At 60.3% G+C, this 11604-nt stretch carries 8 protein-coding genes; all 8 read left to right on the forward strand.

The window, feature by feature from the left end:
* Window positions 1-46: 46 nt before the first annotated feature.
* On the forward strand, window positions 47-2614 hold the full coding sequence (locus tag AC15MQ_RS04805) for an ATP-binding protein (RefSeq protein WP_483079485.1): 2568 nt from the start codon (window positions 47-49) through the stop codon (window positions 2612-2614).
* Window positions 2615-4045 carry a sigma-54-dependent transcriptional regulator gene (locus tag AC15MQ_RS04810; RefSeq protein WP_287671348.1) on the forward strand — a complete coding sequence of 477 codons (1431 nt, stop codon included), beginning with the start codon at window positions 2615-2617 and terminating at the stop codon, window positions 4043-4045.
* 702 nt (window positions 4046-4747) lie between these two features.
* On the forward strand, window positions 4748-5788 hold the full coding sequence (locus tag AC15MQ_RS04815) for an inorganic phosphate transporter (protein ID WP_483079486.1): 1041 nt from the start codon (window positions 4748-4750) through the stop codon (window positions 5786-5788).
* A gap of 2 nt (window positions 5789-5790) precedes the next feature.
* Window positions 5791-6444, forward strand: a complete 654-nt coding sequence (locus AC15MQ_RS04820; protein ID WP_483079487.1) for a DUF47 domain-containing protein — start codon at window positions 5791-5793, stop codon at window positions 6442-6444.
* 628 nt (window positions 6445-7072) lie between these two features.
* Window positions 7073-8551 carry a CYTH and CHAD domain-containing protein gene (locus tag AC15MQ_RS04825; RefSeq protein ID WP_483079488.1) on the forward strand — a complete coding sequence of 493 codons (1479 nt, stop codon included), beginning with the start codon at window positions 7073-7075 and terminating at the stop codon, window positions 8549-8551.
* A complete protein-coding gene (locus AC15MQ_RS04830) occupies window positions 8548-9144 on the forward strand; it encodes a helix-turn-helix domain-containing protein (RefSeq protein WP_483079489.1) in 597 nt (198 codons plus the stop codon). Before AC15MQ_RS04825 ends, AC15MQ_RS04830 begins: the two co-directional genes overlap by 4 nt.
* Window positions 9145-9820: 676 nt before the next feature.
* The gene (locus tag AC15MQ_RS04835) at window positions 9821-10585 is read left to right on the forward strand and encodes a hypothetical protein (RefSeq protein ID WP_483079490.1); all 765 of its coding nucleotides are present in this window, start codon (window positions 9821-9823) and stop codon (window positions 10583-10585) included.
* Window position 10586: 1 nt separating this feature from the next.
* Entirely contained in the window at window positions 10587-11408 is an 822-nt protein-coding gene (locus tag AC15MQ_RS04840) for a hypothetical protein (RefSeq protein ID WP_287671356.1), read from the forward strand.
* The last annotated feature ends 196 nt before the right edge of the window (window positions 11409-11604 follow it).

Genomic DNA, 11604 nt, shown 5'->3' on the forward strand with positions numbered 1-11604 from the left:
GTTGCGCCCGCGCAGCCCTGTACCGCAACCCTCTGATGGCCGCCCCATGTTCGACAACTTGCGAAAGTATGCCGCCGCCTACGCCGTGGCGATCGGTGGAGTTCTCCTGACCTGCCTGTCGTCATGGAACGTGCGGCAGGAGCTGCAGACCAGCCACTTCAAGGAATTCCAGTGGGCAGCCGGTGACCGCATCCAGTCCGTGCGCGCGGTGGTCGATCAGGGCCTGGACGCGCTGCTGGAAATTCGGGGACTGTTCTATGCAGCGCAGGGAGTCGATGAAAAGGAATTCCTGGTCTTCACCGATTCAGTTCTCAAACGCCGCCCGTACATCGACAGTCTGCTGTGGGCGCCGCTGCTGACCTCGCCACGGCAAGCCCTGCCTGAATCGGCACCCGGCAGCATGGCTCGGGCGGCGCCGGTTGCAGGCCAGGCGGAGGCTGCCGGCACGTTGCGGGTGCCGGTACTGCTTTCCGCATCGCGTTCGGGAACCGGTATTGCACGGGGTGTCGATCTGAACACGATGCGCGAACTGGCAGCACTATTCCAGAGGGCAAGAGCAAGCGGCAACGTCGCGGTCAGCGGACGCATGGAAATGGCTCGACCAGGAAGGGAGTCGGCGTATGTCATCTATGCGGCACTGCCGGTCTATGCGCCGGGCGCCACGGGCACTGCCGGACCAGTGAAGCAACGGGAACCGCTGGGATTCGTGATTGGTGTGTACGACATCGAAGAACTGGTGCATGTGGCCATCAGCCTGCTTGAGCCGCGCGGCGTCGAAGTACTGGTGCGTGACGATTCGGCGGCCGGTGATGCGCAGTTCCTCCACTTCTACGCCAGCCGCCTGGAGCCGCGTGCTGCGGCCACGGCTAGCGGTCTGATGCCGGAGGGCGACGAGGATCAGCCGCGGATGGTGGTCAGGATTCCCGTCGGCGACCGTAGCTGGACGGTGACCTGCGTGGCAACCCATACCTTTCGCAGTGCCGAAGTCTTTACCAAGGCCCACTGGTCGGTGCTTCTGGGAGGTATCCTGTTCACGGCGCTGCTCACTTTCTACCTTGTGCGCAGTCGTCGCGAACTGGAAAATCGGATTCAGTTGACGCAGACCATCTACGAGCGCGAAGAGCTGTTTCGTCAGTTGGCCGAAACGGTCGATGTCGTTTTCTGGGCGACCAACGCTGCTGCGACGCGGCTCGAGTACATCGGCCCGGCGTTTCGCCAGATCGCCGGGCGCGAGGCCAGGCTCGATTCCGCCTCGCCCTCCTTGATGCTCGACGTCTTCGAAGCCGACGACCGCCGCACACTGGTTGCGGCCATCGGCCAGTTGCAGACAGAAAGTGCGCGTTTTACCGTCGTTCTGCCGGTGACACGTGCCAGCCAGGGGGTACGCTGGCTGCGCGTCTGCGGTTTCCCGGTGCGCGAGCCGGGTTGCGACTTGAGCCGCATCGTTGGTTTTCTCGAGGACATTACCGATCACAAGCTGGCCGAAGATGCGCTACGCGATTCGGAAGCCAAGTTGCGTACCCTGTTCAACCATTCGCCGGACCTGATCTTTACCGTCGACGGCGAAGCCAATATCCTGCTCACCAACCGACCCTTGCCCTATCCGGTCGGCGGCGCCGGCGAGAGGCGATCGGAGCTGATTCTCCCGCCGGATGTGCGTGGTGATTACCTGCATAAGCTGCGGCAGGTTTTCGAGAGTGGACGAATTGAGCATTTTCAGTATCGGTCGAGCGACGCCACGTGGTGGGAAATCCGGATGGTGCCGATCAGTTCGGCGAAGGCGGTGATGGCTGCGATGGTGGTGATCACCGACATCACCGAGAACCGCAAGCTGCAATGGCAGGCCATCCGCAGCGCGCGCCTGGCCTCGCTCGGAGTACTGTCGGCCGGCATCGCGCACGAGATCAACAACCCGAATCACGCCATTCTGGCGAATGCCTCGCTGTTGACGCGGATCTGGCAGGATGCCTTGCCGATCCTCAACGAGTACGAGCAAGAGCAGGGCAGCTTCGTTCTTGCCGGCCTGGGCTTCGAGCGGGCGAGGCAGATCATCGCCCGTGGTATGAACGACATCGGCGAGAACGCCAAACGCATTCAGAAGATCGTCGATAACCTCAAGCACCTGGGCAAACAGGATCGCGGGCACATGGACGAACTGGCCGACGTCGGGAAAATCCTCAGTGCCGTGGTGACGCTGCTCGACACCCGTATTCGCAAACACACCGACGCCTTTTCGCTGGCACTGCCGGAAGCGCTGCCGCCGGTCAAAGGTAATGTACAGCAACTGGAGCAGGTATTCATCAACGTCATCGTCAATGCCCTGGAGTCGTTGCCGGACCGCAGCCGGTCGGTCAAGGTTTCGGCGACAGCGGAGCCGGCCAGCGGCCGGATCGTCGTGCAGGTCGAGGATCAGGGAAAAGGGATCGCCGAGGACGTCATGGCGCAGATCGGCGAACCCTTCTTCACCACCAAGGCGGAAAGCGGTGGCACCGGACTGGGCCTGTCGATTTCGTCGTCGATCGTCGAGAGGCACGGCGGAATATTGCGCTTCGAGTCGAACAACAATCCCGGCACCACGGTAAGCATAGACCTGCCGGTGAGCACGGAGGAGTGAATGAAAGAAAAGTCGTTTGCCAGCCTTCCCGTTTTTCTTGTCGATGATGAGGAGTCGGTCCTGCATGCCACAGCCGCGGTACTGCACAGCGCCGGGGTAGCCAACATCCAGATGGTGGGCGACAGCCGCGACCTGTTGCCGGCACTCGAGAGGCAGCAGGCCAGCGCGGTACTCCTGGATCTCTTCATGCCGCACATTACCGGCAACAAACTGCTGCCGGACATCGTCCATCTCTATCCAGAAGTGCCGGTGATCGTCATGACGGCTGCCCAGGATGTCGAAACTGCCGTCCGCAGCATGAAGGAGGGGGCCTTCGACTATCTCGTCAAGCCGGTTGAAGAGAGCCGCCTGGTGGCCAGCGTCCGGCACGCGCTCGAGGTGCATTCGTTGCGGCGACAGATGGGCGTGCTGAAACATTATCTGCTCTCCGATTGCCTGCAGAACAACGAGGCTTTTGCCGGCATCGTCACCAACAGCCGCAAGATGCGGGCGCTGTTCCAGTACCTCGAAGCGGTGGCCGTCTCCGCCGAGCCGGTGCTGATCTCCGGCGAGACGGGCGCCGGCAAGGAGATGTTCGCGCACGCCCTGCACAAACTCAGCGGTCTGACCGGACAGTTCGTACAGGTCAATGTCGCCGGGCTCGACGACACCCTTTTTTCGGACACCCTGTTCGGCCACAAGAAGGGGGCCTTCACCGGCGCCGATCAGTCGCGCGCTGGTTTGATTGCCCAGGCCGGCGGCGGCACCTTGTTCCTGGACGAAATCGGTGACCTGTCGATGGCCTCGCAGGTCAAACTGCTGCGCCTGCTTCAGGAACACATGTATTTTCCGCTGGGCTCCGATGTTGCCCGCCCCAGCGATGCGCGCGTGGTCTGCGCAACCAACTGCAATTTGGCGCAGATGATGCGGCAGAGTCAGTTTCGCTCCGATCTATTCTTTCGCCTCTCGGTGCACCAGATCGAGGTGCCGCCGCTGCGCCAGCACAAGGAGGATATCCCGCTGCTGCTGCAGCACTTTCTCGACGAGGCCGCGGCGTCGATCGGCAAGCCGGCTCCCGAACCCTCGAACGAACTGATCACACTGCTCTCGAACTATCATTTTCCCGGCAATGTCCGCGAACTGCGGGCGATGGTATTCAACGCCATGGCCCTGCATCGCGGGGGAGCCGTGCTGGCCATGGACAGTTTCCGTCAGGCCATCCAGAAGCAGCAGAAGGCGACTGCGGACTATCCGGCGGCGGAACCTTCCGACGGGTTGCCGGTGGTCATCCCGGGACGCTTTCCGACGCTCGACGAAGTGGAGGAGGCGCTGGTCATGGAGGCCCTCAAGCGGGCAAAGGGCAATCAGGGCGTCGCCGCAACGCTGCTTGGACTGTCACGCCCAGCACTCAACCGACGCCTGGCGCGACGAGCCATGCATTCGGAGTCCTGAGTCGGGGAAGTTTCCAGGGTCGGCGAACGCGACGGCAGTGCAGACGCCTGTCGCGAGCACAAACCGTCCGTACCGACATATCACTTTGCCGGCTAGGCTTGCCGTGGATGCCTGGAAGAGCATCCCATGCCGAGACCTAGTTGGGGTGTTACGTTTCGACACTTTGAATGCAATCTCGTGAATTCAAGTAACTAATTGTAAAATTGATGAAATTGTTCATTTTATGAACATTGGATTTCAGTGGTGTGCATTTTGTAACACCCCCATTTGATCCCGCACAAACACCCAGTTACAGCTATAACTTATTGTATTTAGACAATTATATAATTTGTACTGTTTTCGGCACGAATATTGCTCACGAGAGCAAGCTAAGCGTCGCTGGACGCGTCGCTAATTGTGGTCGGTGACCGCCGGCCGTGTTTGGCGACAGCAAGAGTCAGTCTGATATCTGGGGGGATGTCATTTGGGAGCACGACGCGAACTGGACGATGCTTTGCTGCTTGACGCCGCTTGGCGGAAGGTGGCGTGTCGTCGTGCGCCCGGAATCTCTCGGTTGCTGCAAGTTCCGGCAAGGAGGGTCAACAGTACGCGAAAACGAATCCAGGCATATTGCCAGTCGCAACCCGGCTGGCGCACTTCGCGGCAAAGACATTCCTCAGACCACCGCGCTTCAAAACACGACAACCACCACAGGGCCGCTTCATGAGCACACTACTGATACTGACGATAATAACTGTTGCCATCGTCCTTTTTTTCGACTACACCAACGGCTTTCATGATGCCGCGAACATCGTGGCGACGATTATCGCTTCGCGTGCGATGACACCCGTGCAGGCAGTGATCATCGTCGGCACCTTCGAGTTTCTCGGCCCCTTGCTGGGCGGTACGGCGGTAGCCAACACCATCGGCAAGTTCGTCACCCTGGGCGACGTCCAGGCCGTTCTCTCGCTGGCCATCCTGATCAGCGGGCTGATGGGAGCCATTGCCTGGAATCTGGCTACCTGGTATTTCGGCATTCCGTCGTCGTCGTCGCACGCGCTGGTGGGCGGGTTGATCGGCGCAGTGGTCGTTTCGGCCGGCGTAGATAATGTGGTCTGGGGCTTCTCGCAAATGATGCACGGGCAATTGACCGGTATCATGAAGGTCTTGGCCAGCCTGGTTCTGTCGCCAATCATCGGCTTCTGGGCGGGTTTCCTGATGCTGCGCTTGCTGCACATCGCTTTATTTACCGCCAAGCCGTCGGCCAATACCGGCCTACGCTACGCGCAGTTCGTAACCGCCGCCGGGCTGGCTTTTTCGCACGGGGCCAACGACGCACAAAAGAGCATGGGCATGCTGACCCTTGCGTTGTTGCTGGGCGGCTTCATCCCGAGTTTTGAAGTTCCCTTCTGGGTCATGCTGGCGTGTGCCGCGGCGATTACGCTGGGGATTCTCTCCGGCGGATGGCGTATCGTTCGTACCCTCGGCTTCGCGATCTACCGCGTTCGTCCGATTCACGCCCTGAGCTCACAACTCACCTCGGCGATAGTCATCATGACTGCATCGGTGATCGGCGCGCCCGTGTCCACCACCCACGTCGTCGCGACCTCCATCATGGGCATCGGCTCTTCGGAGCGACCGAAAGCCGTCCGCTGGAAAAAGGCCAAGGACATTGCCATTACCTGGCTGATCACCATTCCTGGTTCGGCCCTGGTTGCCATTCAGACATTCGCTCTCGTCAATCTCTTTATCGGAAAGGTCTAAACATGTCCGCAAGCACCGCTTCACCCTCACTCACTCGCCGGATCCTGCATCGGGTTTTTCCGAAAGTACCCAATTTCTTCGCGCTGCTGGCCGAACAAAGCGCCCAAGTGGGTGTCAGCGCCGGTCTGCTCGTGGAATACATGGGCTCCGGAAGCTCCGAGGTTGCCAAGAGGGTCATTGACGCCGAGCATGAGGGCGACCGCCTCAAGGTTCGCAACCTGACGCTGCTCAACGAAGCGTTCTCGACACCGATCGACCGTGAAGACCTGCACCGGGCGATCATCAATCTCGACGAAATCATCAACAGTTGCAAGACGATCGTCGCCGAAATGGACGCCAACGTACTGGCCCTGAAAGCCGACAAATACTGTCTGGAAATGGCGGTATGCCTGAAAGACGGCGCTGAGGCGGTGGCTGCGGGTTATGGCCGCTTGGGGAGCGATCCGAAACTTGGACGTGCCGACGCCGAGAAATCCGACAAGGCGGTGCGCAACCTGACCAGAACCCACCGTCGCGCGCTTGCGGAGCTGTTCAACGACACCGACTTCCAGAACATCTTCCGCCGTAAGGAAATCTACGGCCAACTCCTGCGTGCAGGCGATCGTCTGAACGTCTGCAACAGCACGCTGCTCGACATCGTCGTCAAACTCTGCTGAGCAGCGCGTAACCGTCTTCGCTGGCCGGCTCCTGCCTGGGTCCGGCCGGCAGCAGGGCATCCTGAAGGGCGCCTCACCCGCTCCGTTGCGAGCTGGTGAGGCGCCCTTTCTTTTCGGCCATCGCCGGCGCGATTCGATCGGCCTGTCAGCCAGACCCATACGGTGCTCACCGCGCAACCGGCTTGCGCCCTGGCGCGACATCCCTGCGTACTGCCGTTACCTGACGCCGGCATCGATCTCGACAAGCAGATTGCAGCCGTTCAGGCACGTAACATCATGAATGACCATGGGATGATCATACCGCCCGGCAGGTGTAACGTTTCCGTGCCTCACAGGGATGCCATATTTGAATATAACATACTGATTTTTTGGTATAAAACAGATGCGCGCCGGAATCTGCCGCGTGCCGCACATCCGTTTTGTTGCACCCGTTCCGAACTGGATGAGGTTGTCACTCCAGTGCCTGCAGGCTTGTTTTTCCGGAGGAATTTATTTCGTTTAGAGGGATGGCATGGCTTGTGCTTGAACTGACATTGAAGATATCCCGACGGCTGCGTTCGTGAATGATCGCTGTCCGGGGCAATTTTATGCGGCTGTAGTGCCAGTTCATTTCTCAGGAGCTAGTCAGATGGGTGTCGAAAACGAACTCAATCTCTCACTTACGCCCGGAGTGGCGAGCAGGCTGGTCAAGCATCCCCTGCTGACCGATGCCAAGCCAATTCGCCAACGCGTCATCAATACCTACTACGACACCCCGGACCAGCGCCTGCGGCGGGAACGCGTCGTGGTTCGCTACCGCAAGAAAGGTTCGACCTGGCTGTCTTCGGTACGGCGGATGACGGTTTCGGAGAGCAGGCACACGGAGCCCAGCGAGTGGGAAACGGTTGTTGCGCCGGGAAAACTCGATTTCTCGCATGTCGCTGACGGAACCCTGCGGGAATGGCTGGAGTCACTGCGCGACGAGTTGCGGCCGGCATTCACGACCAGTTTCACTCGCAATGCCTGGCTGCTCGAACCACGCGACGGGGTGCGCATCGAAGTCGCACTGGACCGCGGCTGGATAGAAGCCGACGGGCGGCGGCGGCCGATCTGCGAGGTCGGACTCGAACTGCTGTCGGGCGGCGTGGCTGATCTTTTTTCGGCGGCGGGGGACCTGCAGACCGATTTGTCCCTGCACCCGGAAACCACCAGCAAGTTCCAGCGCGGCTACAGCGTGCTGGCAGACGAATCCTTGCAGCCGGTCAAGGCACTCCCCATCGCGACCACTGCCGAAATGACGGCCATGGCTGGTTTTCGCGCCATCGCGCTGGCGTGTCTGAATCATCTGCAAAGCAATGAGCAAGGGCTGCGCGAGAGCGACAATCCTGAGTTCGTGCACCAGGCGCGCGTTGCGATCCGTCGTCTGCGCTCCGCGATTCGCGTCTGGAAGCCGCGCTTGCCAGCGGAATTTATGGCCAGCTTCGATCCGCGCTGGCAGGCCCTGGCCAGGCAGCTTGGCGAAACGCGCAACTGGGATGTGTTTCTTGCCGAGACCCTGCCTGCGGTCGTCGCTGCCTTTCCAGAGGGCGTCGAGGTCGGTCGTCTGTCGCACTACGCCGTGCGGCGTTGCGCGATCAATCGAGCGGCGGCGCGCAGTACCCTCAAATCGGCAGATTACTCGCGCCTGCTGCTCGAATTCACTGCCGCCGTGCTGGCACTGCCCGAAGTTGAAGCTCGTCTGCTCGGCGCGTTTGCCCCGCGTTGTCTCGACAAGCGTGCCAAACAGGTCAGCCTGTTGGCAGGCGAGGCTCTGGACAGCGATGCTACTGCCCGACATCGCTTGCGCGTGGCCTACAAGCGACTGCGTTACGCCCTTGAATTCTTCGCTCCGCTCTTCCCTGCCGACCGGTTGCGTGCCTACCACGTGTCAGCCAGCGATCTGCAGGAAATGCTGGGTCGCCTCAACGATCTGGCCGTGGCTGCCGAGTTGACCGAGGAAGCGCTTCCAGGGGAACAAGGGGCAGTGATTCATTGCTGGCTCGAAGAACAGACGGAGCGGCTGTTGCCGGAACTCGGCAGCTTGCTGGAGAACTTCGGTCATCAGGCCGTGCCTTGGAAAGCAGTTTGATCGTCGCTGCGGCTCTGTCGTGGGAGCCAGTCGGCAGTCGTTCCCCCGCCGAGCCCCGTGCCCCCGGCCAAGCATTCGCCGATATCCGCCCACATTACTTGCCGTTCCAATTTCCCGGAAGCCTGCCCATGTCCCGTAAAGCGAAGACTTTGACCCTCACCGCGGAGCAACGCCGCCAACTGTCGCAGATAGACAAGAGCGATAGCGACTGGCGGGAACGTCGCCGAGCGCGGACGGTGCTTCTGCTCGGCGAGGGAAAGTCGGTGGCGGGAGTTGCGGCGGAGCAGAACATACACAAGGAAACCGTAGCCTGTCATCGGGATGCCTGGCTGGCGAGAGGCTTCGATGGGTTACGCGACCTGCCGCGCAGCGGCGCGCCTCGCAAGTTGTCCGAAACTCATAGGCAACTGCTTTGCGCATGGGTACAGGAAGGTGCTTTTACAGCCCCTCAATTGCGATCGCGCTTGTCGGCGGAGCACGGCGTGCAAGTGTCGTTGTGGCTCGTGCAGAGTGCCCTGAAGGAGCAGGGCCAGGTCTGGCGCGAGCGGGCCCGCCGGAAGCAGCCAGCTTCCCCGATGTTCATGCCGGAATAGCCGGGGTCAGCCCAGCTTGCAGGCCTCAAACCTGGCGAAATCACGCGGCTGAAGTGGACCCGCGAGCTGAGCTTGCCCAGTATTCGAATGGAAAGCATTGGGCAGCCTTTGCCGACGGTTTGTCCGAACATCTTCCCAAACTCGGCGGGCAGCACCAGTCATGGTCCACCCGCCATGGCCGCTCGCGACAACAATCGATAGCGCCTAGGGCGCACACCCAAAAGTTGCCTGCAGAGGTGAGCGCCTACCTTTACCTGCAGTCTCCGGTTGGATGCGGGCCGGCGTTGTCCTGTGTGTTCCACGGGAAGGTGAAGTTGGCGAGCAGTCACCGGCAAGGCTGCCGTTCAGAGCGTCGCGGTGTAACGCTTCGTTGCCTGGCCTAAAGTCCTGTTTGATCACCTAAGACCCTGTATTAAAAAAAAAATGGGAGGCCGATCCTGGAATTCGCAGGTTTGATGCCGGCGTTTTGTTGCACCCCGGGGCCTTTCCGTAAAGCCCTGTCTTCAACAGCCATGTCTTTGCTTTTAAAGCTGAATGCTGGATTACATCTGTGTGGCTCGATTTGTGCTTAATCCATGTTGGGAGAGCAGATGTGCTCAAGGGCGCTCCCGCTGACCGACCCTTCTTGTCTTGATGACCCTTCCGCCCTCCGCGAAGCAGAATACAGGTGAATGCCGTGACAACCATCGCCATTCCGCAATTTGTGCAGAGAGTTCGCCCGCCTGCTTTTTCTGCCGAGCCCCCCGATTTCTTCAGCATGATCGACCAGCAGGCAAGAATGGTGGTCAATCTGGCCAGGACTGCCAGCGAGGTTTTGCAGGGGAAGGAATCCGCGCATTCGCTTCGCTTGCTGGATCTGGAGCAGCGTCGGGAGGAACTGCAGCGGCGCAATCGTGCGGCCGTTGACTCGATGCTCGAACTGTGCCCCGGAGTTGAAGAGATTCACTGGACCATGGAAACCCTGGATCGGGCCGCCGCGGGTCTGTTCCGCGCTGCACGCAGCTTTCATCAGTTGCTGTCCGGTCCCGACGAAGTTGCCGGTCAGATGCTGGGAGTGATTCAAAAAGCCGCAGAGAGCCTGCAGCATGGCTACGCCAGGCTGGCCAATGGGTCCCCGGTTGCCGAGTGCGATGCCGATGCGGCGATGGCGAGCAGGCATGTGCTGGGTCGCTATCGAGCCCAGACTCTCTGGGGGAGTGCAGATCAATCGTCTGTGTCGTCTCGGGATCAGTCGTCGGTGCCTGCGGAAGGGAGATCCCCTGGCCGTACGTACTACTGGCTGTACGAACTCTACGAGAACCTGAACGACATCGCGCAGGAACTTTCGGGCGCAGGGGCCATCCTCAAAGGATGGTCACGGCAGCTTTCTGCCGGCCTGCACGACCAGAATGCCAGAACCGGCATGTGCTCACCGATCTCGCCACCGTTGGTGACCAGTTGAGATGAAAGCCATGGCAGGTATTTCAAGCAAGGTTGACAGCCCGGGGCAAGATGCCTCAGGCGCGTCAGGCTCCAGTGTTTTACTTCAAGCAGGAGAAGTCATTGTGGAAACTCATGTGCAAACGACAGAGAGGCCGTTCATCTCGCGGGCGATCGAAGGCGATCTGGAAGGCTATCTTGATGCGATAGCAGGCGCTACCAGCATTTTCAGGGAGGCGGTGGATGCCTACCTGCATACAGGTCCTGACGGAAACTGCTGGCGGCAGGCCCGATGCATTGCCGAGCATATGCGCACGCTCGACGACATGCAGCAGAGGCTCGAAACAGGGGTGCGTCCGCAGTCGACTTTAAGTGACCTAGTTGCTGAAATGATCGATCCCCTGACCGGTGTTGGTCGCCTGCTGAAGGATATGAAGCGACAGGTGACGGGTTTCGCCATCGAATCGGGGTTTTCAGCAGGCACTGGACGTTGCGTACCGGAGTATCTGGTCGAGGGCGTGCAGGAATTGGCGGACGATGTCTGTGCGGCGGTGGACGCGCTGGTCGAGAGCTACCGCCCGTCGATGTTGTGGTGGGAACAGCCTTCGCAGGTTTCCGAAACGCAGGGCGTTGCTTGGTACGAAAGCCAGGCCGACCGTCTATCAATGCAACTGCTCAAGAAGATCTTCGGTGATGAAACACTGGAACTCAAGATGCAGTTATCGCTGGCGCAACTTGTCGAGGAAATCGACCGTGTGGCGGACCAGGCGGAGAGCATCGACAAGGCGCTGCGAGCCAGCCGTGCGGTCGCTCTGCCCACTGCCGGTTCAAGAGATTCTCACTGACTCCTCGACAGCCTGCGCAGATCGCGCAGCTCGTCTTGCCCGGCAGCGTGCGGGCGGGATCGTTTCCCGCTTTGTTCGGCAGGCACCCGGCACCACGTTGTCGGGTTTCCGCCTGCCGTCGGAAAAGCGGCTAATCGTGTTACGATCGAAGATGGCCCAGGCTGTTTAGTCTGGGTCGCGTGCTTTTGGGAGCCGC

Source organism: Candidatus Accumulibacter propinquus (genome assembly GCF_056856495.1).

Excerpts from the sequence above, each read along its gene's own strand:
- AC15MQ_RS04805 (WP_483079485.1), top strand. The coding sequence starts at position 47 with ATGTTCGACAACTTGCGAAAGTATGCCGCCGCCTACGCCGTGGCGATC.
- AC15MQ_RS04810 (WP_287671348.1), top strand. The coding sequence starts at position 2,615 with ATGAAAGAAAAGTCGTTTGCCAGCCTTCCCGTTTTTCTTGTCGATGAT.
- AC15MQ_RS04815 (WP_483079486.1), top strand. The coding sequence starts at position 4,748 with ATGAGCACACTACTGATACTGACGATAATAACTGTTGCCATCGTCCTT.
- AC15MQ_RS04820 (WP_483079487.1), top strand. The coding sequence starts at position 5,791 with ATGTCCGCAAGCACCGCTTCACCCTCACTCACTCGCCGGATCCTGCAT.
- AC15MQ_RS04825 (WP_483079488.1), top strand. The coding sequence starts at position 7,073 with ATGGGTGTCGAAAACGAACTCAATCTCTCACTTACGCCCGGAGTGGCG.
- AC15MQ_RS04840 (WP_287671356.1), top strand. The coding sequence starts at position 10,587 with ATGAAAGCCATGGCAGGTATTTCAAGCAAGGTTGACAGCCCGGGGCAA.